We start from the raw sequence: 24,501 nt of genomic DNA on the forward strand, positions 1-24,501 counted from the left end.
GGTCGTCAAAAAAACGCGAGCTACAGGAATAGTCCCCCGCCGACTCGCGTTTTTTCAAAAATACGCTTTATGTTTATGCGCCCGATCTATTCGGACTCCGACAGCTCGCTCAGCTCTCCTGCTCTCCGGCTTCGGTTTGTTCGGTTGCCGGGCGCTCTCCGCGTTGGCTGAATCCACCGCGCTTCATTCCCATCCCTTGCTCCCCGCCAGGCATCATTTCCCCGTTGACCAGGCTTGTCACCCGCTCCGTGATTTCCCCAACTCGCGCCTCATATTCATCCTGGGTCAATTTCCCGCTGTCTAGTTGCGCCGCGAGTCTTTCCTTCGATTTCTCGGCCAGCAGGTTGATGAGCGTGGCAACGTCCACGTTTTGGGCGGCAGCGACGTCAGCCAAAGTTTGGCCCGATTTCATCGCATCCTTTAGCTCGTCCGCCGTCAGGCCAAGCGCTTCAGCCAGCTCCTCGGATGCCATCATCATGCCGCCGCCCCGGTGCATCCCCATGCCTTTGCCTCTTTCTCCGATCCGCCCTTGGGCATCCAGCCATTTTTCCGCCAGCTCCGAGGCGTCCAGCGTTTTCGCCCGAACCGTACCACCCTCGGCGGCTTGCTTTTCCTCGACGGAGACCAACTTGCTCTCCAGCCACTCCACGAGCTTGGCCTTCAAGTCGGCGCGCGCGATCCCTTGCGCTTCGGCGATTTCCGCCAGCGTTTGGGTCGAGATTTTTTCTTTGAATGTAGCCTCATCCATACTCAAGTATTGTAAAAGCTGCTCCTGCAGCCCCCCGAAGCCAAACATGCCTGCGTTTCCTCTCGTTGGCTTGGCCGAGGTCTCCGCCTGCCCGTTTGACGTATCCGATGCCGCGCCGGCATAGGTCTGCGGAAGCGCTCCGCCCAGCAAGACCATGGCCGCTACCGCGGAACTAATCATAAGTATTTTTGTGTTTTTCATCCTGATTATCCACCTTCCTTGGGTTAAAGTACTTACGAAACCATCTTAGCCCGCCTACCTGAATTCCCCCTGAACGCCAACTTAAGAAAAACTAAAAAAAAACGTCCGAATAGGTATTCGGACGGTTCGTTCCTTCCCTTATCCCCTCGGTGATGGAAATAGAGGACATTTAGGGCCTTATATTGCTATTCTGAGTTTCGCGGCACAGCCAACTCGCCCGAGCACGGCACGGCCCAAAACGGGCGACCCTACTCGCCTTGAACTCTTTTGAACGCTTCTGACCTTAATATGCTTCCGGATTAGGGACCGGCACCTCTTCATTCTCATTCGGTTCACCCGTGCCGCTGTCATAACCATTGACTTCAAACGTAATGATTTTATCGTAGAATACATAGTCTTTACGATTTTTAAACGGACCTTTATTGTTATCGTGCTTATCAAATGCATACATCACCGTTCCGGTCCCGTTCGCCCGTCCTTCATACCAGTTAATGAAGGCGTTTACTTCTGTCATGGACAAGTCGTACTCTTTTTCAATGCCACCATTTAACGTAATACGAAGCAGCGCTCTCTCTCCGGTCTGATCTTCGCCAGGCAAAGGAGGATTAACAACATCGGCCTTAGGTGTGGCAAAGGCCTCATTCGAATTGCCGCTTTCTCCTGTTGCTCCTACTGCAGAGACGACGTAATAGTATGTAGTAGCATTTATCACGTTAATGTCGGTATAAGTGTAAGTGTTTCCTGTCACCGTATCAATGGTCGTATACGGTCCGCCTGCCACCAAAGCGCGTTTCACGATAAAGTTCGTAACATTGCTGCCGGTGCTAGTCCAATTCAAAACAACCTTTTTGTTCCCCGCGGAAGCCGCCAAATTCAACGGAGTTTCCGTAGGAAGTTCTCCACCTTTGCCGAATACGTTCCATTCGTTGACATACATGCCGGAAACAGTTTTTAAAACCACTGTTGTCACATCTTTTACGGGTTCTTGAAGCGTTTGAAGTTCGCCATTGTTCTGAACATCATACTTTAATAGCAAATTACTGCTGGCATCATAAAATTCAACGTATCCGGCCCCGCTGCTTTTCAAAATCACCGAAGATACTTCTACCGGAGAGGAAAATGCATACCACGCCATAACACTAGACGTGTTCAGGAGTCCCCTTGTCGCTTCGTTGTTATCCGTCATTTCACGTACTGTACTTGCAGGATTTGCAATCGCAGAGCCCACTTTCAATGCAAGTCCATCCAGCAAACCGCCGGTATATTTTGTCGCATCGGGCTTCATGCTTTTTTCCGGCGAATTGCTGCTTTCCCCGGCCTTATTAACCGCACTGACCACGTAATAGTAAGTCGTTCCATTGGTTACTGCCTTATCCATATAAGATGTACCTTTTACATTGGCAATTGTAGCATAGGGTCCTAACGAAGATGTTGAGCGTTTAATGTTATAGGATGCCGCTCCCGTATTGGTCCAATCGAATTTTACAATTTGATCTCCGCCCTGGATCCAATTGATCGTTGTTGCCGTTGGCGGTGCCGAAGGCGCCGTAAAAACATTCCATTCATTAACATACATACCGGACTCTGTTTTCAATACGACTGTCGAAACATCTTTAACAGGGGTTGGAAGGGTTTGAATTCCATCATTGTTGATGAAGCTGTATTTCAACAGCAAATTATTATTGGTATCATAAAATTCAACGTATCCGCCCCCGCTGCTTTTCAGAATCACCGAAGATATCTCCACCGGGGAGGAAAAGGTGTGCCACGCCATAACACTAGACGTGTTCAAGAGCCCTCTTGTCGCTTCGTTGTTATCCGTCATTTCACGTACTGTGCTTGTTGGATTTGCAATCGAAGAGCCCACTTTCAATGCAAGTCCGTCCAGCAAACCGCCGGTGTATTTTGTCGCATCGGGCTTCATGCTTTTTTCCGGCGAATTGCTGCTTTCCCCGGCCTCATTAACCGCACTGACCACGTAATAGTAAGTCGTTCCATTGGTTACTGCCGTATCCATATAAGATGTGCCTTTTACATTGTCAATTGTAGCATAGGGCCCTAACGAAGACGTTGAACGTTTCACGTTATAGGATGCTGCTCCCGTATTGGTCCAATCGAATTTTACAATTTGATCTCCGCCCTGGATCCAACTGATCGTTGTTGCCGTTGGCGGTGCCGAAGGCGTCGTAAAAACATTCCACTCATTAACATACATACCGGACTCGGTTTTCAATACGACTGTCGAAACATCTTTAACAGGAGTCGGAAGCGTTTGAATTCCATCATTGTTGATGAAGCTGTACTTCAACAGCAAATTATTATTGGTATCATAAAATTCAACGTATCCGCCCCCGCTGCTTTTCAGAGCAACCGCTGATATTTCCACCGGTGATGAAAATACGTGCCACGCCATCGTACTTGAAGTATTTAAAAGTCCCCTCGTGGACGTATTTCCATCCGTCATCTCCGTAACCGTAGTTGCAGTCGGTTGGCCAATTGCGGTTCCTACCTGTATAGAGATTCCGTCCAATAATCCTCCCGTAAATTGAGATGCTGCATGTGTAGATACGGGATATGTAAATGTTGAACCACCTATGATTCCGAGGATTAACAGCATAGAGCAAAAAAAACGTTTCAAATGAATTCCTCCTATGTGAAAGATTGTCATCAGGCCTGATGATTTTAAGGCTATCATCAGCGTTTGATTTTGTCTAAACATTAACTTCTATAAAAGGATAGAGAGTCCACATTTTTACTAAAAAGAGTTGTCTATGGAAATTGTCGCTTTTTTCTAAATTAAGAAAAAAAATAATCCATAAGTGTGATTGCGCAGAAAATTCTACTCAACCTACCTATGGATTAAATATTACCGAGTAGTAAACTTATGTTCGCTTAAACCCTTCCCCCAACACTTCGTGGGCGTTCGTAATAATGACAAACGCCGACGGATCGAGTGTCTGTACGACTGTTTTGAGCCGGGTCACTTCGCTTTGGCCCACCACGACCATCAGTACGGTCCGGCTGTCTCCGGTATAGCCCCCGCGGCCATCCAGCTTGGTTAACCCGCGATCCAGATGGGACAACACCGCCTGCGAGATCTCTTCCGTCCGCTCCGCAATAATGTAAGCGACCTTCGTATAGTTGAAGCCCAGCTCGATGGAATCGATGATTTTGCCGGTGATGTATAAGCCGATCAGGGCATATAGCGCTTTCTCCGGCGACAGCAAAAATCCCGCCAGCGCAATGACGATCCCGTCCATCATCACGACGCATACGGACAAGCTAAGCCCGCTGTATTTCTGGATGATTTGCGCCAATGTGGACAAGCCGCCGGTCGAACCGCGCCCCCGGAAAACGATGCCAAGCCCGAATCCGACCCCAATGCCCCCATATAAGGAAGCCAGCAGCGGATCGGTGGTCGGCACGGGAATTTCGCGCGTCAGGAACACAAATAAAGGCAAGACGACCGTCCCCAGCAAGGAGCGGATCGAATAGTCGCGTCCCAGCAGCAGGTAACCCGCCATAAATAAAGGAATGTTCAGCGCCCACTGGGTATACGCCGGCTCCACCCCCAGAAGCGCTTGGACGATGATCGAGATGCCCGATACCCCGCCCGAAGCGATGTCATTGGGAACCAGGAACAGGTTGAAGGCCAACGCGGTAATGAACGAGCCCACGATAATCATCAACGTATCGATCGTATGGCGGATCGGGCCGGTCAAAGGAATCATTTCTTGGAATCTGCGTCTGCGGACTTTCGGCGGCATTGCTGCCCCTCCTTACTTGCAATTCGAATATGTACATCATAAAACCCACCCGAACACGGCATGCCCAAGGTGGGTTTCATGAAACAAAAACAGGTTCCTGCGGTTTGGCTTTAGCTCTCCGTACGAATCTGACTGCGCAAATATCCGTCGATAAAAGCGTCCAGATCCCCGTCCATCACCGCGCCGACGTTGCCGGTTTCCACGGAGGTCCGGTGATCCTTGACCATACTGTACGGGTGGAACACGTAGGAGCGGATTTGGCTGCCCCAGGCGATGTCGGATTGCTCGCCGCGGATTTCATCCAGCTCTTTCTGCTGCTCCTCGATCTTGCGCTCGTACAGCTTGGAACGGAGCATCGTCATCGCCCGTTCCCGGTTCTTGATCTGGGAGCGTTCGTTCTGGCACGTCACCACGATCCCGGTCGGAATATGCGTGATCCGCACGGCCGAATCGGTCGTATTGATATGCTGACCGCCCGCGCCGCTGGCCCGGTACGTATCGATTTTCAGATCCTCGGTCCGAATTTCGACCTCTACGTCATCGCTGATTTCCGGAACGACGTCGCAAGAGACGAAAGAAGTATGCCGGCGTCCGGAAGCGTCGAACGGGGAAATCCGCACCAGCCGGTGCACGCCCTTCTCGGCCTTTAAGTAGCCGTAGGCATTGTAGCCTTTGATCAGCAGGGTAACGCTTTTGATCCCGGCTTCGTCGCCCGGGAGGTAATCGAGCGTTTCGACCTTGAAGCCGCGTTTCTCCGCCCAACGGGTGTACATCCGCAGCAGCATTTGCCCCCAGTCCTGGGACTCGGTGCCGCCCGCGCCGGGGTGCAGCTCAAGAATCGCGTTCATCTTGTCGTACGGCTGGTTCAGCAGCAGTTGCAGCTCAAACTCCTCCAGTTTGGCGACTAAAGCCGTTACGGAATTACCGATCTCCGCGGCCAGCGATTCGTCGCCCTCTTCATCGGCCAGCTCGGCCATCATTTCCAGCTCGTCGTATTCGCCTTGCAGGGCCATATACTGGTCGACGGAGGATTTGACCGCATTCATTTCCGCGATCAGGCTTTGCGCCTTGTCGTTGTCGTCCCAGAAATCCGGGGCGGCCATTTTCTCCTCATAGTTGGCGATCATCTCTTGCTTCAGATCTAAGTCAAAGAGACCCCCTAAGGTTGGATAGTTTCTTGGCTATTTCGCGCATGTCCTGTTTTACATTCGGATCGATCATATGGTTAACTCACCTTTCCTTTTAAGGGATATCGTTCGGGTTAGCCGCTTATATTGCGAGTTGCTCCTTATCGGGCAAAAACGGGCACCCCGGGAGTTCCCCAGGTTACCCGTCATTTCTCGCCTGCCTACTTAAGCTGAATTCAAGATTTGACGTCGAATCCGCTTCTTGACCTGCTTCGTGATAAAAAGATGACTTATGCGTTTTGGCCGTGGCAGTGTTTGTACTTCTTCCCGCTGCCGCATGGGCACAAGTCATTGCGTCCGATATGCTCGCCGACTTTGACCGGGCGTTTCTCCGCAGGCTCGCCGCTTGTGGAGATTTTATCCTCGTCCACGACCGCCTGACGTTCCTGGTTCGATTCGACCTGTGCTTTCATAATATATGTGGCCACTTCTTCTTGGATACTGGCGACCATGTTATTAAACATTTCATAGCCTTCAAATTGATATTCGCGCAGCGGATCGGTACCGCCGTAAGCCCGAAGGTGGATACCTTGACGCAGCTGATCCATCGCATCGATGTGGTCCATCCATTTGCTGTCCACCGAACGGAGAGCGATAACCTTCTCAAATTCGCGAACCATTTCCGGTCCGATCGCTTCTTCGCGGGCGTCGTATTTGGTCATGACGCGTTCAAAAATAAACTCGACCATCTCTTGCGGTTCCTTGCCCCACAAATCGTCTTTGGTCAAAGCCCCTTCATCCAGCAGCTTGCTGTTGACGTAATCGGCAACCTCTTGCAGCTCCCAGTTCTCCGGCAGCTCATCGCTCGTGTGGGCTTCGACGACCCGTTCGATGACCGGTTTGATCATATCGACAATGATTTGCTTGATGTTATCCGATTCCAGCAACTCCCGGCGTTGTTTGTAGATGATCTCCCGTTGTTGGTTCATCACGTCGTCATACTGCAGCACGACTTTGCGCACGTCAAAGTTATTGCCTTCCACCCGTTTTTGGGCGGATTCGACCGCTCGGGTGATCATTTTGCTCTCGATCGGCTGATCTTCCTCGAACCCGAGGCGATCCATCATATTGAGCACGTTGTCGGCCCCGAAACGCTTCATCAATTCATCGCCCAACGACAAGTAGAACTGCGTCGAACCCGGGTCGCCCTGACGTCCGGCACGGCCGCGCAGCTGGTTGTCGATCCGGCGCGACTCATGGCGCTCCGTACCGATGATATGCAAACCGCCTAAACCGGAAACACCTTCGCCCAGCAAAATATCGGTACCGCGGCCCGCCATATTGGTGGCGATGGTCACGGAGCCCGGTTCGCCGGCGCGCGAAATGATTTCGGCTTCTTCGGCATGGTATTTCGCGTTCAGCACTTTATGCGGCACGCCTTTGCGTTTGAGCATTTCCGATACGCGTTCGGAGTTCTCGATCGAAATCGTACCGACGAGCACCGGCTGGTTGTTCTTGTGCCGATTGACGATTTCCTCGACGACGGCTTTGAATTTGCCGTCCACGCTCTTATACACGACGTCCGGCATATCTTGGCGCTGATTCGGCCGGTTGGTCGGTACCTGCAGCACTTCCAAACCGTAGATTTTCTTGAACTCCTCTTCCTCCGTCTTCGCCGTACCGGTCATCCCGGCCAACTTGCGGTACATGCGGAAGTAGTTCTGAAACGTAATCGTCGCCAGCGTCATGCTTTCGTTCTGAACCTCGATACCTTCCTTGGCTTCGATCGCCTGGTGCAGCCCATCGCTATAACGGCGGCCGGCCATCAAACGGCCGGTAAATTCGTCGACGATCAGCACCTCATCGTCCGTCACGACGTAATCGACGTCGCGGCGCATGATGACGTTTGCTTTGAGCCCCTGCACTACGTGGTGGTTCAGCGTTACGTGTTTATGATCGTACAAGTTATCGATGCCGAAAGCGCGCTCCGCTTTGGCGACCCCTTTTTCGGTCAGCGAAACGGCTTTGACTTTAATGTCTACGGTAAAATCTTCTTCCGGCGTAAGCTGCTTCACGAAACGATCCGCCGCATAATACAGCTCGGTCGATTTCTGCGCCTGCCCGGAAATGATCAGCGGCGTCCGCGCCTCATCGATCAAAATGGAGTCCACTTCGTCAATGATGCAGAAATAAAGCGGACGTTGCACCATCTGTTCTTTATAAAGCACCATATTATCGCGAAGGTAATCGAAACCAAATTCGTTGTTCGTGCCGTACGTAATATCGCAGGCATACGCTTCTTGCTTGGCTTCATGCTCCATGCCGTTCAGGTTCACCCCAACCGTCATGCCGAGGAAGTTGTAAATCTGCCCCATCTGCTCGCTGTCGCGCTGCGCCAAGTAATCGTTGACGGTAACCACGTGCACGCCCTTGCCGAGGAGCGCATTCAAATAAACCGGCAGGGTTCCGACCAGCGTTTTCCCTTCACCGGTTTTCATTTCCGCAATGCGGCCTTCATGGAGCGCCATCCCGCCGACCAGCTGGACGTCGAAGTGGCGCATGCCCAAGGTTCTCTTGGAAGCTTCTCTTACCGTGGCAAACGCTTCGGGGAGGATTTCGTCAATCGACTCGCCCTTCTCCAGCCGTTCCCGAAATTCCGTCGTTTTGGCCTTCAACTGCTCGTCCGAAAGCGCCTCGAATTGCGGTTCCAATGTATTGATATAGTCCACCGTCTTCATAAGACGTTTGACATCACGTTCGTTCGTGTCGCCAAATATCTTTTTCACTAATCCCAGCATGATTTACCCCTTTCACGCATAAACAGATGATTTGCCTAAATTGTAACAGTTTGTAAGGCATGCCGCAACACGCTCCATCACGTCTGCGCTGCGGTGAAGTGCCTTTGTATACGAATAAAGAGCCCTATCCGCGGGCGGATAAGGCTCGTTTCCTTTGCGTTGTAATTGCAGGAATTACCACCTGGTTCATACAATCGTCGGAATCCGAACGTTTGCGAGGGGTTAATCCTGCTCGATCAACCCGTATTTCCCGTCATTCCGTTTGTAGACCACATTCACTGACTGAGTGTCGATGTTGGAGAAAACGAAGAAATTATGCCCTACCATGTTCATCTGCAAAATCGCCTCTTCCACGTCCATCGGCTTCAAGGTGAACCGTTTCGTACGGACCACTTCCAGATCCTCGTCGCTTTCATCCACGGCAACGGAGCCGGCGGCCTGACCTTCTACAAACAGGCTGCTCTTCGCGCCTCTCTGGCGCAACTTACGGTTGATCTTCGTTTTGTGCTTGCGGATTTGGCGTTCAAGCTTGTCCACAACCGCATCGATCGAAGCATACATATCATCGCTGCGGTCCTCCGCGCGAAGCACAACGCCGATAAGAGGAATCGTGACCTCTACCGCGTGCAAACCTCGTACCACACTTAACGTGACAGTACCGTCTGAGGTGGGGGGTGCATCAAAGTACTTGTCAAGCCGGCTGAGTTTCTTGTCCACGTAGTCTCGCAAGGCCTCAGTCACTTCAATCTGCTGTCCTCGAATACCAAAATTCATAGGGCACTCCTCCTTTGCTTTGCACCTTAATTATACCATGACGTAAAGGCAAAGTAAAAAGTGTTAAGGGAGTTTTAAAAGCAATTTGCGCATGGCTGCGGGACCCGTGAACTTGCCTCGCTATATTGTCACTATTTCTTCGTAAAGACCGGATTGGGTTCAATGCCGGCAGCATAGTAATAATTTAATACGCTATAAAAATCAATTGTCTTGTTGGTGTTCAGATCATAGATTAAGATGTGGTCGCCCCAGTTCGTTAAATCATCCTCATCCAAATTTCTCGGGGTTCTTTTGCCAAGGGTGTCATCGAAACTGCTCTCATAAACATGATCGGGACCCGATTGGTAATACGCTTCATGATACATGAACCCGGTTCCCGTCCCTGCATAAATCAAGAGGACATTATCGGAGCTGGCATAGGAGGACGAATAGCTGTACGGGGCGGAAACCGATTTAATGGTCGGATTGTAGATTTTATGCGTGCGGGAGTTATATCCGCTTCCCCATGAGAAATAAAATTCTCTTGCCCAATCCAGGTTAGCATAGGTAGCGCTTGTATTATTGGGATTGTATATGAAGGCTCCATTCGAGTACACATCGCCGTTCTCATAAGCAACCATCATGATGTCCAAGGAATCCGTGAAATATTTAACCGTAGCGTAATTTGCAGGATTGGATACATTCGCTTGAAGCGCGTAATCGTCCCCTACAGTTCCCCCCGAAGCAACATAAAACATATAGTCCCCTGCCGGCAAATTCTTCAAGCCGATCCGGGATTGAGCGTACGTGCCAACACTGGTCGGATAGGCTTGTCCCGTGCTCCAATCCACAATGTAGAGCTGTACCATGTAATCCATGTTGCCGGATAATAACTGCAAAACCATGCTCCGATCCGTATCTACGCTAAAAAACCACATGTCGTCCGGATCATCCGCCTGCAGCGAATCCGAGTAATCCATGATCGAGCCGGGGACATCGTAGACGGCATTCGCCACGACAGGTCTATCTACGGCTATCCCCGCCTTTTTATCGGGAGCGATGTTGTCCACGGACTTGATATCAAGCGCAAGCGAATCCAAAGAGGGACCGTCCGCCAATTGTCCGATCGAAGAACTCAGTTGTTGGAGATCGGCTTGCGCCGGATCCCCTGTTCCATCCTCTGCACTTGCCGACGCCAACGAATTGATAAGGCCAAACACCACAAATAACGACAATAAAATAGCGGAAAATTTCTTGCTCAGGTCTTTTTGCATTTCATCTTCTCCTCTTCCCATAGGATTAAAAAAAGCCCTTTCCAAGCTTCCTGATGAAATGAATGGATTGTCGATGACGCTGGTGCAAATGATAAGCTTATCCATTTCACTACTTTAATAGTAAATTAATCCCTTTTATTTGTCATTATTTGGTTCAGCCCATGTCTCGTATTATTTAGCAATGTCATACAAATGTCATGTTTCCGACAATAGCTTTTACTTAAGCCACCTATCTAGCTTCAGCGGCTTAAACGCAATCCGGATCTCCAACGGATCAATATAAATGCGAATAGCGTGCCGCACGCCGCGCCGATCGTATCCAGAAGCACATCCTGGAAAAGAGCCGTCCGCCCCGGCGTCAACATCTGATGCAGCTCATCCGAGCAAGCATAGAGGAACGACAGCAGGATGGCGTAAAGCAGACGGGCGCGAAGATCCCCGCCAGCGGCGTTGCTCCGGATCGCCGCGGCCGGTTGCCGGCGGTCAGGGCGGCTGCGCCCGCCCAAGGCATACACAAATAGCGCGGCCAACAGCGCGTAACTGAAGAAATGCGCCGCCTTACGAATGAAGAACTCGACAAAGCCCGCTCCGCCTACGCTTTCTACGCTGATCTCATGTCCGCCATAACGAAACGCAATCCCGCCGAAGTTATCGGCGATCGACTGCTCCGACGTATTTTTCTCAATATCGGGCACCAGGCTCTGCTCTTGATAAGACTGCGACGAGAACAAGAAAATGATGGCCATCAAGGCGATGGCCGGCAGCCAGCGAAGCCAGGCAGGACGTTTATGCAAAGGGTTCACCTCGTTTAAATGATGTGAAATAAGAAAACCCCGGGTCCCCCCGGGGTGTTTGCTAGCGAATCTTCAATTGTTAACCATCGTACCGTTCATATGTAGGTCGGCTGTGCCGGGATGATTATAATTTGATTACGTTAGCGGCTTGCGGTCCACGAGCGCCTTCAACGATTTCGAACTCGACGGATTGCCCTTCTTCCAAAGTTTTGAAGCCTTCGGATTGGATTGCGGAGAAATGTACGAATACGTCGCCGCCTTCTTCAGTTTCGATGAAACCGTAGCCTTTTTCTGCGTTGAACCATTTTACTTTACCTTGCATGCACTAACATTCCCTTCATTATCAAATAAGAGTGTGATCCTTGTAACCAAGCCCACATTTCTGACTATACCACCCAAGCTTATCCAGTGTCAATTACCAAAGAAAAGGTTTTACTGTAAATAAATTGTAATCATTTGTCGGTTAATGGGGTGAATTGTCTTATGTTGTAGGCGTAACAAAGTTCACTTCATTTTTTACCCGTAAAACAGGAGGTTGAAACTTCCCCCGAATTTATCTTTAAAGAAAACAGAAAAAAAGAAGCTCGTCATTGAAATCAAGAGCTTCCTGCTGGGCGATCCATATTCGACATCCATTTATTTCCGGCGATCCATCAAAATACTGTCCGGCGAATAAGCGGCCTCATAAACACTGCGTTGGGCTTTGGCTTGCACCCGCTGTTGAAGCCAGTTGCCGGCCTCGTGCTTAAGCGAGTTCATTCTGGCGACAATCTCGGCATCATGCTGCAGGACTGCCAGAAGCCGGCCTTTTTGCGCCTCCGTCGGCGGCTGGTCCGCCAATAAAACCTGAAGCTGATCGATTAGTTGCTGGCGCTTCTCGACAAAACCAGACATTTCTTCGTAAGGGACTTGGTCCAGTTGGGCAACGACCTTGCTCGTGATTTGTTCGAGTTCGGCGATAAGGTTATCCATGCTGTTTCTCTGGACTCCCGGGTACCGCCTTTGCCGCCTGAGCCCAGGCTTCCCGCAATTCCGTGAAATAACCCAACGCCTCTTGCGCCGATTCCACTTTTTTCTTCACGTTCGCCTCGATGAGGAGATGGTTGATATATTCATAGAGGGCGGAAAGTCCCTTGGAGACTTCGAAGGATGGGTCCAAGGTGGACATCAGCTCGCTTACGATCGTTTGGGCTTTGCCGAGATTCTGGTTGGTTCTCTGCACATCCTGTTGTTCTAGCCCCTCTATCCCTGCATTAACGAAACGGATGGCTCCATCGTACAGCATTAACAGCAGCTGCGCGGGAGTCGACGTCTGCACCGACGATTGCCGGTATTTCTCATAAGGAGATGTTATCAAATACCTCACCCTTTACCTAATATAAAGTCTAATTCGAAGACATTCCTAAACTGCTAAGGAGGCTGGACGCTTGGGAATTATATTTGTTCATCGCCGTTTCCATCGCCGTAAATTGCTTGTAATAGCGAGTTTCCATTTGATCCAAACGATCCTGCATCGCTAGAATCCGCTGGTTATATTCCTTCAGTTGCTTGCCCATGACGCTTTCTTCTTTGTATATGCTGTTCAAGTCGCCGGAGAACTTGGTCGTGCCTGCGCGGTCGGCGAGTTTCCCCATGGTGTCGTCCGCAAGATCATACAACTTGCCGAAAATCGAGTCTTTCGTGCCGTCGCCCGTCCCTTGGAACAGATCCTGAACTAATTGAGGATTTTGCTCAAGTGCCGTAGTTAACTTCTTTTCATCCAGATACAATTTGCCGCCTTCATAATATTGGCCGGTGGTAATACCGATTTTGCTCAGGTTCCCCAACTTCTCCGAAATGGTCATGCGCATCGATTGTATGGTCGAAGACAAGATATCATTGCCTTTGAGCAAACCGCTTTTGGCCTTTTCTTCCCACGCCTTGACGTCGCTTTCGCTCAAAGCGCTGCGCTGTTCGTCCGTTAACGGCGGAAAATCGCGGTATTTCTCTTCCCCGACCTTCGTGTTAAACAAAGACAATAAGGTATTGTAATCCTCGACGAAAGCCTTTATGGTATCAATGGCCGTTTTGGGATCGCTTTGGGTGGTTACCGTAAAGGGCTTATCGTCAGCCCCGGGTTTATCCAGAACCGTATCTTTGGAACCCGTCACCGCCAATAATGTCATTTGAATCCCGTTGTAGGTAATGGTGTTGCTTTTCTGAGGCGGGATTTTCTGATCGTTGATATAGACCTCGGCATTTTGCCCATCCGTTACCGCAGGGGCTGTCGCCGAGCCGAAGACACCTAACAAGGAGTTGACAGGTCTGGTATCCGTCGGGCTTTCAGGAGTCGTGCTGAAAGCGAACTGGCTGCCCGTTCCCATGGCCTTGGATTTGATGGAGAGTTTCCCGGTAAGCTCGTCAAAGGAAGCGGTCACGTTAAAATCGGAGCTGGCGTTAATCTTCGCGATAACGGAAGCAACGCTGTCCGTTCCCTTGAAGGTCATCGTTTGCTTGTCGTTGATCCGCAGCGTATATTCCTTCTCCTTCTCGGCATCGGTGAGGGTCGAGGCGTCTCCGTCGGCTTTAATGCCCTTGGCAAGTTCGGCTAGCGATTGCTTGGCGTTGAAGCCGAATCCGATTCCGGCGGTTTGGGCCGAAGCGGAAGTCGCTAACTGCGTGACGCTCACTTTCATCGGGATGCCGTTGGCTTCCGCAGAAGCAACGGCTTTGACCGCCGCCGTGTTGCCGGATACCGCCGCCGTTTGGGACGTCAACGCAGCCGAGCTTTTGTACTTCATCAGTTTATTGTTCCGAAAATCATACAGCTTGCTGTTCATTTCCCGATAGCTGTCCCGCTGCCACTCAAGCAAATCCTTTTGTTGATTCAATTTATCCAAAGGGACTCTGGCGGCGGTCATCATGGACTTGACCATACTGTCGATATCCATGCCTGAAAAGCCGTTTACACGCATTGTTACCATGTTTTAATAACCTCCTTAAATCCGCTCATCGACCAGCAACCCGGCCAGTTCCATCATTTTGGCTACCAAATCCAGGGTTTTCTCCGGAGGAACTTCCCGGATCACCTCACCGGTATCTTTATTAAGAACCTTCACGATAATATCGTGGGTTTTGTCATGAATGCTGATATCCAACGTTGTCTGAGGTCCTTGTAAGGATTTTACCGCCCTTTCGATATTGCGGATCAGCTGTTCTTGACCGATCGAAAGCGACATCCCCTGGTTTTCCGCCTTAGCCATTTCCTTGGTGCTACTGATCTGCGACAAAAGTGTATTGGAAAGAACCGCAGGGGGAGAACCTTCTGTTTTGACTGACGAGGATGCACTGGCTGATAAAGAAAATTGTACATTCATCCTTAAAACGACCTCCTACAAAATAGGATTTATTTTTATTATCGGTTAGAAATCCTCATAGTTTAGGGAAATAGAGAAGAAGAGAGAAAATAGCCTATCCCCCCATTATTGAGTTGCCACATGCACCTAATAAAGAAAACGCCTTAGGTATAAGCCCAAGGCGTTTCGGTGTAAGCCGTATTTGACGAAAGTCGATAGAATTAACGAAGCAATTGAAGAACGCCTTGCGGTTGTTGGTTCGCTTGAGCCAACATCGCTTGAGCGGCTTGAGCCAAGATGTTGTTCTTCGTTTGTTCCATCATTTCTTTAGCCATGTCTACGTCACGGATACGGGATTCAGCAGCCGTCAGGTTCTCGGAAGCCGTTCCCAAGTTGTTGATCGTGTGCTCCAGACGGTTTTGCACAGCACCCAGTTTAGAACGTTCGCTGGATACAGTAGCCGTAGCCTTGTCCAGAATATCAAGTGCTTTAGCAGCATCTTCACGAGTGGAGATGTTCAAAGCAGCTTCGTTCTTCACGTCGTCCGTTCCGTTAGTAACGGTGTTAGTTTTGGTGAATCCAGCATCGCCTGCTTTACCCGTGATACCCAGTGCCTTAGAACGCATATCACTGATTTCCAGGCTCATGGATTGACCAGAGTTTGCACCGATTTGGAAAGAAGTTTTGAACTCTTTTTGAACTCCGCCATCTTCAATTGTCAGGTTGTTCCCGTCAGTACCAGCTACAGCAGCTTTAATGTCCAGTTGGGCTGGATCAGTAGTATTAACAGCTAATTGAATACCGTCAATTTTGTTGCCAGCTTGGTTAACAATGGCACTTACTACCGCTTCGTCCCAGTTTGCTGTTGCTGCAAGGGCATCACTTAGGTTAATGCCAATCTTATCGCCTTTATAAGCGCCTGCATTAGCATCATAAAACTCGATTTGTGTACCATTGATAGTCAAACCTGTTCCAAGCAATTTAGTTACCCCTGCTTTATCTGTAACGGAAGAAAAGTCAACAGTGTTGGTAGCTTGAATTGCATTCGTTGTAACACCATTATCCGCAGCACCTGAGGTTGCTCCAGCAACAGTACCTGTTGAGGCTGCAATTACACCAGCAGCACCTTCAAAAGCGCCACCTTTTACAGCCTCTACAGTAATTTCGCCGGCCGCAGTGTTAGTAACCTTCCAATTACCTTTCAAAGTGTCATTCGCATCAATAATCTTTTGCAATGCATTTGCCGCTGCCGCAGCATCAGTTGTTGCATCAGGAGTACCAGTACCTGCAATGTTAATGTCAGCCGAAGTAGCTGTTACGTTAGAAGCAGCATAGTCATCTTTAGTGCTGTCATTAGCTCTGAAAGTAGCAGTGATATCAATACCATTGAGATGTAAAGCTACTGTTTCACCAGCAGCACCCGCAGCTGTAAGCGTAATTGTCGACTTAGCTTCTGTTGTTGTTCTGTTTGCGCCGGCTACTGTAGTACCCAGGTTTCCTGAAGTTACAATACCCGTAGACTTGAGGTTTGCTTTCCCGTCGCCTTGCAGCAATTTTTGAGTATTGAACTCAGTCGTATTGCCGATCCGGTTGATCTCGGAAGTCAATTGGTTCATTTCGTCTTGCAGCGCTTGACGGTCGGAATCGGTGTTCGTTCCGTTTGCGGATTGGTTGGAGATTTCGCGCATACGTTGCAAGATGGAGTGAGTTTCGTTCAGTGCGCCTTCAGCCGTTTGGATCAAGGAGATACCGTCTTGAGCGTTACGGGAAGCTTGGTCCAAACCGCGGATTTGGCCGCGCATTTTTTCGGAAATGGCCAAACCTGCAGCGTCATCGCCAGCACGGTTGATGCGAAGACCGGAAGACAGTTTCTCGATGTTTTTGTTAGTGTTAGCCGTGTTGATGGACAGTTGGCGATGCGTATTCAACGCAGGCACGTTGTGATTGATAATCATGGAATATTTCCTCCCTGAAATAAATTGTTCCACATCCTTGTGGTAAACGCCTAACCTTTAAGGTCGGCCGCCCTGCAGGATCGGCGTCTATAACATATATCGACAGGTCGTTTCGTACATTTTAGACATCTGGAAAAATTTTTTTATTTTATTTTGCTCCGCCCCGGAGCCGTTCCATCAACGCGTCCAAATTCTCCGGCTGCGGAATGGCCGCCTCCCGGTTGGATTCCTGAATCGATAAATAAACTTCTTTGCGAAATATATCGATATGTTTGGGCGCGGATATGCCCAAACGCACGATATCTCCCTCTACGCCCAGCACCGTGACCTCGATCTGGTCCTGAATGACGACGGATTCCCCCTTCTTCCGAGACAATACCAGCATCCTACTCCCCTGCCTTCCCGGAAGCCGCCGAATGAACCTGCTCGGTCCATAGCGGGTGCTTCGTTTGGTAGCCGACTCGATGCAGGACAACCTGCTTTCCGAGGCGCTTCACCGGATTAAGCACGATCGGAGCCAACAAATTGATTGTGGACAGCTCCACCTGGGATCTGAGGGTTACCATGCAGCGCACGATAACCTGAGCATCCAATTCGAGCTCCTCGCTGTCTCCCTCAGGCAATTCAAATTCATAGGACGGATAAAACACAAACGGGTCTACTAACAGAAAAGCAAGCGCCTTGTCCTTTAAAGATTGCAGATAAACAAATAGGCCATCCTCTTTGTCAATCAAAGCGAACTCCGTTTCTTCATCAAATCCGGGGATCCCTTTGGCAAAGTGATAAAGGTGGTCTTCCGCAACCTCCAGGCTCCCCCATGTCATCGTTTCAACAATCACCATATTTTCCTCCCTATCTATCGCAAATAAACAAAAAACTATAGATTCCCCTGAACAGGCGTCTATAGTCGTCATCATTCATTTACCATGTTATGTCCAATGCCGGCGGTATGAACTGAATGGATGCATACTGTTTCATATAAATGTCCAGCTTTCCTCTGGTATAAGAAATTTCCGGCTTGTGTACTTCAACCTGCCGATCCACCTGAGCCGGGGTGTATTGAATATCCGGCGGCGAGGTTTCGAAATGGATATCGACATTATCGATAGACGCCTCCCCACGCAATTCCGGAAAAGGTGCCGCATGCCAGTCTTCCCCGTAAATTTCCGGGATGGTATTGCCCGGAATATGGATCGCGGCTGCCCGGTTTCCCTGCTCCACCCGTTTCGCCAACGCCTGCAGAAAAATAGAGGGAAGCTGCGAGTAAATGCGATCGTTCATTTCCATGAAGCTACCCCCGTTATAGGCGGCGAACGCTCTGGATTGATCGACTTCCAGAACGGGGCGGTGACTTTGAACCTCCAACCGTCCCGGCTGTGTCGTCAAATGCAGCTCGGCCTTCGGTTGACGGATCGAAAACCGGCCCGGATCGGCATCGATCGCGATTTGCCCTGAGGTTTGGCGAATTTGCAGCATTGGGATACTCATTTTACACCCCCCGGCTATCTCAGAAAATCAACCAGGGATGGTTGTATAATCTTAGCCCCTGCCGAAAGGGAGGCGTTATATATATTCTCCTGAACCTTGGAATCCATAATCAGTTGGGCGTAGTCCGCATCCTCGGTCTTGGATTGCAGAGAGGTCAGGTTAATATTCAGATCTTCCAATCGGCTTTGCATCAGCTCGATCCGATTCGTCTTGGCTCCAACTTCAGCGCGAATGGTTAAAATTTTATCGATCCGGCTATCGATGCTTGCCAGCTCATCGGTAATTTTCGAGTGATCCCCGTTTGCGCTCAATTTCTCCGTAAGGCGGTTAATGATCGAGAATATGTTATCCGAGGTCTCGGCCGTGGCGGCGTCGTCCGCCGTCCCAAAGACATCATTCCCGTTCAGGTTAAGAGACATCTTCACGCTGTCCCCGACGATATAAGTGACTTCCCCGGGGTCCGTGGAAATTTCCGACGGATCCATCACCGTGCCGTCCTCTTTGAAAAAGGTTCCATAGGGTTTCGAATCGAATTTCTCGCCATTAAAAATATATTTGCCGTTCAATTGGCTATTGGCAATGTCTACGAGTTGTTCCTTCAATTCGGCCACTTCCTGGCTAATGCTATCCAGCGCCGATTGCGGATTGCTCCCCGTAGACGCCTTAACCGTTAACTCGCGCAGCCGCTGCAAAACATCATTCGTTTGGGACAATACGGTGTCATTGAAGTCCATCCAGGATACCGCACTATCTACATTCTTCTTAAATTGCTCGTTAGAAGCCAGCTCGGAACGATACCGGAGGGAATAGGTGATTCCCACAGGGTCGTCGGATGGCCGATTGATTTTGCGCCCGGTGGCCATTTCATTCTGCGTATGGTTCATTCGCAGCGCATTCCGGTTCAAATTAAGCAGCAGCTGCGAATTCATCATATTCGAAGTAACTCTCTGCATTCATTAACCCTCCATGCCTCTCAATTTGTACGAATTAACGTCCGACGACTCCGGTCGAATTAATCAATTTATCGAGCATTTCGTCAAAAGTTGTCATAAACCGCGCCGCTGCGCTATAGGCATGCTGGTATTTGATCAGTTCCGCCATCTCTTCGTCCAGGGAGACGCCGCTAACCGATTGCCGGCTGCTCTCGACCTGCTGCAGCAATACGGACGAATTCTCCGTCTGGCGGGTCGCCTCCTGCGCTTGAACGCCCAACTGGCCTACCATGGAACTGTAGAACGAGTCCACCGTAGCTTCCCGTTTTCCGTCCGGCGATAAAAATTTCGTCTGCTTCAGGTTGGCCATCAGCAAGGCCATCGTATTGTTGCCTTTGACCACGGTAGCTGCCGTGCCCGTTCCTTCGGTACGCAGGGAGGAGGCAATCAGGTTAGGGTCCGCCGAAATCGCAGGGTTTAGTTGAATGTTGGCTGCCGCGTTCGAGCTATTCGTGCCAAAAGTAAAGAAAGGCAATCCAGGCGCTGTCGTCCCGCCCAACGTATAACCGATCTGATGCAAGCCGTTAACGCCATTAACAATGACTTCCGTATCTTGGTTAATTGCACCGGTTACGTTGGTTCCGTCCGGAGCCAACAAGGTTACCCCATCAGGCAACACCGAACCTTTAGGCAGCGTAACCTTGATCTGGCCATTTGCAATCGTGTTGGCGAGGTCATTCAGTTGATTGCTATAGTCCTTCACATTTTTCTCGCGCGAAAGGATCATGCCGTACACTTCTCCGCCGGTGAGCGTCCCTGCCGTAAAGGCATTTTCGAAAAAGGCCCCTTGCTCTGCTGGAGTTGCTCCCGCGTTCACCTGTACCTGTACTTGTCCCCCTTGAACCAGGGACTGGCCGCCCAGCAATATATTGTAGCCTTGATCCGTATCCTGAACGGTGATGTTCATGATGCGGGACAGCTTATCGGTCAGCAAATCGCGCTGGTCGCGCAAATCGTTCGCATTATCGCCCAAGCCTTCGATCCGCACAATGGAGTCGTTAAGCTCGGCGATCGAGTTCAAATAAGATTGGGCTTCGTTCGCCTTCACGCCGACATTCGTCGTCAAATCCTCGCTCAAATTGGTAAGCTGCTTGCTCATATAATTCAGCGCATCGGTGAGCGCCTGGGCGTTTTCCTTAACGATCCGTCGGGCCGTTACGTTCTCCGGGTCTTTACTCAGGTCGGACCAGGCATTCCAGAAATTATCGAGCACCGTGCGAATCCCCGTATCCGAAGGTTCATTAAAAATGCCCTCCAGTTTATCCAACGTGTCAGACTGGATGTTCCAGTTTCCGAATGCCGTGGATTCATTGCGATATTGCCCGTCCAGGAAGCCCTCGCGAACCCGGGTTATCGATCCATACTCTACACCAGTCCCTAATTGACCCGGCGCAACAGAACGGTTAATGCCATAGGCCTCCATAGGCCGGCTGGCATTCATGTTTACGCGCTGACGCGAGTAACCTTCCGTATTCGCATTGGCGATATTGTGGCCCGTCGTTCCCATGGCCGCAGTCTGCGTAAACAAGCTGCGCTTGGCCGTTTCAATGGAATGAAATGTAGATGCCATGATTTACCTCCCGTAATCTTTTATGCGCGTGCATCAAACAATCCCGTTCGTTGTCCCCCGCCGGACTTGTCCGCCGGATGCTGATAAGTCGCGTCTTGACCCGATCCGCCGCCCAGCAGTTCCAGCGAGTAATCGATGAAGGTGAGCGATTGCTCCATCAGCTTCTGGTTCAGATCGTTCACCTGTTTCAGATCCCCCAGCGTTTGGGATAACTTGGCTTGAGCCCGAAGGAGGGCCGCCTTCTCTTCCGGATCGAACACGAGCCGGGTCAACTCCGTAATCGTTAATTGGAGTGCCGACTTAATGCCCTTCTCCTGCAAAAAAGACTGGCAAGCCGCGATCCGCCGTTCCTCCTGAAGCGCAATCTGCTTCAGGATCCGCGACTCTTGATTCATGATTTGAATCAAGGCATTAACGTCGTTCCGCATGACCGCTTCTTTCTTGTCTTGTCCCCACTTCAACATCTCCTGATGCGCATCGTCCAGTTGGTTCAGTGAGTCAATCAGCTGCTCTATAGCCATAGCCGCCCCCTATTTATCGTTCAGAAAAGACTTGAAGTAAGGAACAAGCTTCTCCGCGATCTTGCCGGAGTCCACCTGGTAGGTTCCCGAAGACACCTGCGATTTCAGATCCTCGATCCGCTGGATACGTTCCGAATCCAGTCCGGTCTCCTGCGCTTTCAGCAGCTCCTTGGCTTCGGCGGAAATGGATACTTCGTCCTTGCGGCGTGCTTTGCTATCTGTATCTTTACGCTGAGATTCAACCTGGCGCTGATAATTATTGATGGCTCCGACCCGTCCGGTTTCATTGATTTTCATGGGCTCCACCCTTCTTTCCATATAAAAAAGCCGATAATCTTTACTAAGTTTATCGGCGGGTTATATATCTTTTTTAATAGCGAAGCTTTGGATGTTTAAGAATATTATGCCAAAGAATCAGGGATTTAGTCGTTAAGGTCTACGAAATTTGTCGATGGCGCTATAGGCACCCGTGCCGTTCCGGTCGTCCGGATCTGTCTTTTTCTGCGTATCTTCTCTGGCGGCTGCGGCGAAATCGCGAGTCAGGCGGGTACGGCACGAATCGCACATATTGCCCTCCCGAATCAGCACGCCGCACACTTCGCAGGGGTACATCATGTTCGGGTTATTGGCGACCGAAATCCGCCCTTCCTTGATGAACTTGGTAATTTGCCGGATGGAGACCCCTGTAGCCTCATGAACTTCCTGTATGGTAGCCGTTTTCTCCTCACGCAAATACTTCAGACACTTCTCGTACTCCTCTTCGATCTCTTTAATGCAAGAAGGACAGATGTCTCTGAAATTATTGGCAAACAATCTCCCGCAGCGTGGACAATTTCCAAGATTCAACCCCATGCTCTTACGTCCTTTCAAAAAAACATCGTTTGATGCTAGATTACCTTATCCAAGGGGGGTTCGTCTATATGTTTGTAAACAGGTTTGCAGAATTTTGTAAGATTTAGGATCGCGCCCAAGTCAAGGAGTAGATCTCCGCTCTCCGCCCGATCCGCTCGCAAAGATCATGCAGCGCCCTGGCGCAAGACTCCACGGTGCTTCCCGTGGTGTAAACGTCATCGACGAGAAGAAGCCGTACAGGAACGGGAGAAGGATCGGTAGGAATTTCCGCAAAAAGCTCGAATCCTCTTCGTTTCCGGCCGGTTCCCGCCAATACGGCAGACAACTCCTCCACCGCATGGGCGGCCGGCCGGAACGCATCATGCAGATCGCGCAGCCGTTCCCAGCGGCTCTTGAAGCTTTGCTTTGCGGTGTGCCGGGAACGTTCCAGCAGGTGCAGAAGCGGAATCCGCCCTGCCGCAGCCGCGCCATAGGCCAATCGGCCGGCTTGATTAAAGCCCCGTTCCTGCATCCGTTCGCCGCTGACCGGGACATACGTGACCGCATCGAACCGAAATCGTCTCCCGCTGCCCGCTTCCTCCAGCTCCTTGACCATTGAAAGGTACGCGCGCCCCGCCATGCGGGCCAATACAGCCCCAAAAACCTCGTTCCCGCGGTATTTGTATTGGGCAAGCCACTCGCGCATCACCGGATTGTACGTCACGGCGCTCCGATTCATCACGAAGCTGCGGGGCGCATTCCCGCTGCGGGTACAGTCCGGGCAGCCTACCTGCCGGCCGCAAATGAAGCAGCGAGGCCGCTTGATCCACGGGATGGATAGGTAGCAGGACAGGCAAATTTCCGGATATCCCCGTACGCGATCGGAGATCGTTTTACCGCAAGTCAGGCAAGGAATCGCCGGAGGGGCCAGCAAATGATGCAAAGGAGAGAGCACCGAGGCCCAGGAAATGCCGCCGTCCTTGCATGAATAAGGGGTCAAGGAGCCGGTCGGAGGCGAGTCGCCCGCGGCATAACCGGAAATCGCAATACGTGAATCTTTCGCGCAGCCGATTCGTACGGCCTCGGGCTTGCCGTCGTTCCGTTCATGCCGCAGAGGGAGCTTAAGATATGGAGTTTGCCGCGGAATCCATGCCGTGTTCGCCCGGCTCCAGTTCCTTTTTCGCTCGATAGGCCCGCGATTCATCGTACTATGGGATGGCTTCATCATTTTCACATAACCTCCTTCTCTTTCAAAAACCCGTTTAGCCTGGCGGCAGCGTTCATATCCCGGATTTGCCGGATCGCCCCGCGCTGGGACTTTGTCCACTCCGCGGCGGCAAACACAACCATACCGTTTGGATCATCCTTGGAGCGGCCAGCCCGTCCGGCCATTTGCACCAGCGAGGTTTCATCGAACAGTTCGCTGTCGGCATCCACTATGTATACATCGCTTTTCGGCACCGTCACGCCGCGTTCCAGTATCGTCGTCGTCACGAGCAGCCGGATCTGGCCTTCCCGGAAAGCCAGCACCTTCTCCGTCCGGGCCGAATCCTGGGAAGAAGTTCCCTCCACCGCCAACCCGGGAAAATAACGCCGGAGGAGCAGGGTAAAAGGAGCAATATGCCGGATACGCGTCACGAACAGGAAAATTTGCGCCCCGCGCCGGATCGAATGCTGCAAAGGACGCAGCATGGCGGACGGCAGCGCTTGCCGGCGAAGGCATTGCTCAACGGGAGACATGGCAACGCGTTCCGGCACCGGCAGCGGAAACCCGTGAAAACGCGCCGGCACCTTGGCATGCGGCAAACGGCCGGCACGGATCTCCCTTTGCATTGCTGGAGGCGGCGTGGCCGATAGGAAAATAAATCGCCCGTCCGGTTTGCAAGCCGCCTCGGCAGCAAAACTAAGCATCGGGTCGTTGTGGTACGGAAACGCGTCCAGTTCGTCGATGATCACCAGATCGAAGGCCCGATGGAACCGCAGCAGTTGGTGGGTCGTAGATAGGATCAGGCTTGCCTCCTCCCATCGCTGCGCGCTGCCGCCGTAGAGCACGGCGGTTCTCTGTTCGGGGAAGGCCTTCGCGATCCGCGGGGCCAACTCCAACACGACATCCCTGCGGGGCGTGGCGACAAGTACCCGTCCCCCTTGGTCCAATACATAATTCAGCAGAGGGAAAATCATCTCTGTCTTGCCGGCCCCCGTCACCGCCCAGAGTAAAAAACGGGGCGGGCGCAAAGGGCCCCCAGGGCTTGCCGCGGCCCACGGGATACGGGAGCGCAGCTGCGCGAGCACGTCCCGGCGCCGCGCCGCCGGGGGCTGCTCCGCGGCCTGGCGGTGGTGCCGCGCC

24 protein-coding genes are annotated in these 24,501 nt (G+C 51.2%); all 24 read right to left on the reverse strand.

Going from position 1 to position 24,501, the window contains the following annotated elements:
- Positions 1 to 109 precede the first annotated feature (109 nt).
- On the reverse strand, positions 110 to 949 hold the full coding sequence (locus ACQ4N8_RS20945; protein WP_430706293.1) for a hypothetical protein: 840 nt from the start codon (positions 947 to 949) through the stop codon (positions 110 to 112).
- A 283-nt stretch (positions 950 to 1,232) separates the two neighbouring features.
- Positions 1,233 to 3,587 carry a hypothetical protein gene (locus ACQ4N8_RS20950; RefSeq protein WP_430706294.1) on the reverse strand — a complete coding sequence of 785 codons (2,355 nt, stop codon included), beginning with the start codon at positions 3,585 to 3,587 and terminating at the stop codon, positions 1,233 to 1,235.
- A 244-nt stretch (positions 3,588 to 3,831) separates the two neighbouring features.
- Positions 3,832 to 4,716, reverse strand: coding sequence for a YitT family protein (locus ACQ4N8_RS20955; RefSeq protein ID WP_430706295.1), 885 nt, complete (start codon positions 4,714 to 4,716; stop codon positions 3,832 to 3,834).
- 110 nt (positions 4,717 to 4,826) lie between these two features.
- Positions 4,827 to 5,937 (reverse strand): peptide chain release factor 2 gene (gene prfB / locus ACQ4N8_RS20960; protein WP_430706296.1). Its coding sequence is split into 2 segments (ribosomal slippage): positions 4,827 to 5,864 and positions 5,866 to 5,937, totalling 1,110 coding nucleotides; the frame shifts between segments, so codons are not numbered across the junction.
- Positions 5,938 to 6,133: 196 nt separating this feature from the next.
- Positions 6,134 to 8,641 (reverse strand): preprotein translocase subunit SecA, encoded by a 2,508-nt coding sequence (gene secA / locus ACQ4N8_RS20965; protein ID WP_430706297.1) that lies wholly within the window; start codon positions 8,639 to 8,641, stop codon positions 6,134 to 6,136.
- A 222-nt stretch (positions 8,642 to 8,863) separates the two neighbouring features.
- Entirely contained in the window at positions 8,864 to 9,415 is a 552-nt protein-coding gene (gene hpf, locus ACQ4N8_RS20970) for a ribosome hibernation-promoting factor, HPF/YfiA family (RefSeq protein WP_430706298.1), read from the reverse strand.
- 131 nt (positions 9,416 to 9,546) lie between these two features.
- Positions 9,547 to 10,668: a hypothetical protein gene (locus ACQ4N8_RS20975; protein WP_430706299.1), complete on the reverse strand. Its 1,122-nt coding sequence runs from the start codon at positions 10,666 to 10,668 to the stop codon at positions 9,547 to 9,549.
- Positions 10,669 to 10,907: 239 nt separating this feature from the next.
- Positions 10,908 to 11,462, reverse strand: coding sequence for a VanZ family protein (locus ACQ4N8_RS20980; protein ID WP_430706300.1), 555 nt, complete (start codon positions 11,460 to 11,462; stop codon positions 10,908 to 10,910).
- A 124-nt stretch (positions 11,463 to 11,586) separates the two neighbouring features.
- Complete coding sequence (locus tag ACQ4N8_RS20985; RefSeq protein ID WP_007132290.1) at positions 11,587 to 11,784, reverse strand: cold-shock protein; 198 nt, start codon at positions 11,782 to 11,784, stop codon at positions 11,587 to 11,589.
- Positions 11,785 to 12,098: 314 nt separating this feature from the next.
- Positions 12,099 to 12,434 (reverse strand): hypothetical protein, encoded by a 336-nt coding sequence (locus ACQ4N8_RS20990; RefSeq protein WP_430706301.1) that lies wholly within the window; start codon positions 12,432 to 12,434, stop codon positions 12,099 to 12,101.
- Complete coding sequence (fliS, locus tag ACQ4N8_RS20995; protein WP_430706302.1) at positions 12,427 to 12,819, reverse strand: flagellar export chaperone FliS; 393 nt, start codon at positions 12,817 to 12,819, stop codon at positions 12,427 to 12,429. Before fliS ends, ACQ4N8_RS20990 begins: the two co-directional genes overlap by 8 nt.
- Positions 12,820 to 12,847: 28 nt before the next feature.
- Positions 12,848 to 14,425: a flagellar filament capping protein FliD gene (gene fliD / locus ACQ4N8_RS21000; protein WP_430706303.1), complete on the reverse strand. Its 1,578-nt coding sequence runs from the start codon at positions 14,423 to 14,425 to the stop codon at positions 12,848 to 12,850.
- A 15-nt stretch (positions 14,426 to 14,440) separates the two neighbouring features.
- Entirely contained in the window at positions 14,441 to 14,818 is a 378-nt protein-coding gene (locus ACQ4N8_RS21005) for a flagellar protein FlaG (RefSeq protein WP_430706304.1), read from the reverse strand.
- A gap of 200 nt (positions 14,819 to 15,018) precedes the next feature.
- Positions 15,019 to 16,752, reverse strand: a complete 1,734-nt coding sequence (locus tag ACQ4N8_RS21010) for a flagellin (protein ID WP_430706305.1) — start codon at positions 16,750 to 16,752, stop codon at positions 15,019 to 15,021.
- A 148-nt stretch (positions 16,753 to 16,900) separates the two neighbouring features.
- Positions 16,901 to 17,137, reverse strand: a complete 237-nt coding sequence (gene csrA, locus ACQ4N8_RS21015) for a carbon storage regulator CsrA (RefSeq protein ID WP_430706306.1) — start codon at positions 17,135 to 17,137, stop codon at positions 16,901 to 16,903.
- Between the two features lies 1 nt (position 17,138).
- On the reverse strand, positions 17,139 to 17,591 hold the full coding sequence (locus tag ACQ4N8_RS21020) for a flagellar assembly protein FliW (protein WP_430706307.1): 453 nt from the start codon (positions 17,589 to 17,591) through the stop codon (positions 17,139 to 17,141).
- A gap of 82 nt (positions 17,592 to 17,673) precedes the next feature.
- The gene (locus tag ACQ4N8_RS21025; protein WP_430706308.1) at positions 17,674 to 18,240 is read right to left on the reverse strand and encodes a DUF6470 family protein; all 567 of its coding nucleotides are present in this window, start codon (positions 18,238 to 18,240) and stop codon (positions 17,674 to 17,676) included.
- A gap of 14 nt (positions 18,241 to 18,254) precedes the next feature.
- Positions 18,255 to 19,193: a flagellar hook-associated protein FlgL gene (gene flgL / locus ACQ4N8_RS21030; RefSeq protein ID WP_430706309.1), complete on the reverse strand. Its 939-nt coding sequence runs from the start codon at positions 19,191 to 19,193 to the stop codon at positions 18,255 to 18,257.
- Positions 19,194 to 19,227: 34 nt separating this feature from the next.
- Positions 19,228 to 20,802, reverse strand: coding sequence for a flagellar hook-associated protein FlgK (gene flgK / locus ACQ4N8_RS21035; RefSeq protein WP_430706310.1), 1,575 nt, complete (start codon positions 20,800 to 20,802; stop codon positions 19,228 to 19,230).
- Between the two features lie 20 nt (positions 20,803 to 20,822).
- The gene (locus ACQ4N8_RS21040; protein WP_430706311.1) at positions 20,823 to 21,323 is read right to left on the reverse strand and encodes a flagellar protein FlgN; all 501 of its coding nucleotides are present in this window, start codon (positions 21,321 to 21,323) and stop codon (positions 20,823 to 20,825) included.
- 9 nt (positions 21,324 to 21,332) lie between these two features.
- Entirely contained in the window at positions 21,333 to 21,620 is a 288-nt protein-coding gene (gene flgM, locus ACQ4N8_RS21045; protein ID WP_430706312.1) for a flagellar biosynthesis anti-sigma factor FlgM, read from the reverse strand.
- Between the two features lie 132 nt (positions 21,621 to 21,752).
- A complete protein-coding gene (locus ACQ4N8_RS21050; protein WP_430706315.1) occupies positions 21,753 to 22,169 on the reverse strand; it encodes a TIGR03826 family flagellar region protein in 417 nt (138 codons plus the stop codon).
- Positions 22,170 to 22,278: 109 nt separating this feature from the next.
- Entirely contained in the window at positions 22,279 to 23,382 is a 1,104-nt protein-coding gene (locus tag ACQ4N8_RS21055; protein WP_430706313.1) for a ComF family protein, read from the reverse strand.
- A gap of 2 nt (positions 23,383 to 23,384) precedes the next feature.
- Positions 23,385 to 24,501 (reverse strand): helicase-related protein (locus tag ACQ4N8_RS21060; RefSeq protein WP_430706314.1); only part of this gene is annotated, 1,117 nt, incomplete at its 5' end.

The sequence above is a fragment of the Paenibacillus macerans genome (assembly GCF_050565405.1).
Lineage (GTDB): Bacteria > Bacillota > Bacilli > Paenibacillales > Paenibacillaceae > Fontibacillus > Fontibacillus macerans_B.

Bases quoted from the DNA above. Each gene is read 5' to 3' on its own strand.
- ACQ4N8_RS20945 (WP_430706293.1), bottom strand. From the start codon at position 949: ATGAAAAACACAAAAATACTTATGATTAGTTCCGCGGTAGCGGCCATG.
- ACQ4N8_RS20955 (WP_430706295.1), bottom strand. From the start codon at position 4,716: ATGCCGCCGAAAGTCCGCAGACGCAGATTCCAAGAAATGATTCCTTTG.
- secA (WP_430706297.1), bottom strand. From the start codon at position 8,641: ATGCTGGGATTAGTGAAAAAGATATTTGGCGACACGAACGAACGTGAT.
- hpf (WP_430706298.1), bottom strand. From the start codon at position 9,415: ATGAATTTTGGTATTCGAGGACAGCAGATTGAAGTGACTGAGGCCTTG.
- ACQ4N8_RS20975 (WP_430706299.1), bottom strand. From the start codon at position 10,668: ATGCAAAAAGACCTGAGCAAGAAATTTTCCGCTATTTTATTGTCGTTA.
- ACQ4N8_RS20985 (WP_007132290.1), bottom strand. From the start codon at position 11,784: ATGCAAGGTAAAGTAAAATGGTTCAACGCAGAAAAAGGCTACGGTTTC.
- ACQ4N8_RS20990 (WP_430706301.1), bottom strand. From the start codon at position 12,434: ATGGATAACCTTATCGCCGAACTCGAACAAATCACGAGCAAGGTCGTT.
- fliD (WP_430706303.1), bottom strand. From the start codon at position 14,425: ATGGTAACAATGCGTGTAAACGGCTTTTCAGGCATGGATATCGACAGT.
- ACQ4N8_RS21005 (WP_430706304.1), bottom strand. From the start codon at position 14,818: ATGAATGTACAATTTTCTTTATCAGCCAGTGCATCCTCGTCAGTCAAA.
- ACQ4N8_RS21010 (WP_430706305.1), bottom strand. From the start codon at position 16,752: ATGATTATCAATCACAACGTGCCTGCGTTGAATACGCATCGCCAACTG.
- csrA (WP_430706306.1), bottom strand. From the start codon at position 17,137: ATGCTGGTATTGTCTCGGAAGAAGGGGGAATCCGTCGTCATTCAGGAC.
- ACQ4N8_RS21025 (WP_430706308.1), bottom strand. From the start codon at position 18,240: ATGAGTATCCCAATGCTGCAAATTCGCCAAACCTCAGGGCAAATCGCG.
- flgL (WP_430706309.1), bottom strand. From the start codon at position 19,193: ATGCAGAGAGTTACTTCGAATATGATGAATTCGCAGCTGCTGCTTAAT.
- flgK (WP_430706310.1), bottom strand. From the start codon at position 20,802: ATGGCATCTACATTTCATTCCATTGAAACGGCCAAGCGCAGCTTGTTT.
- ACQ4N8_RS21040 (WP_430706311.1), bottom strand. From the start codon at position 21,323: ATGGCTATAGAGCAGCTGATTGACTCACTGAACCAACTGGACGATGCG.
- flgM (WP_430706312.1), bottom strand. From the start codon at position 21,620: ATGAAAATCAATGAAACCGGACGGGTCGGAGCCATCAATAATTATCAG.
- ACQ4N8_RS21055 (WP_430706313.1), bottom strand. From the start codon at position 23,382: ATGATGAAGCCATCCCATAGTACGATGAATCGCGGGCCTATCGAGCGA.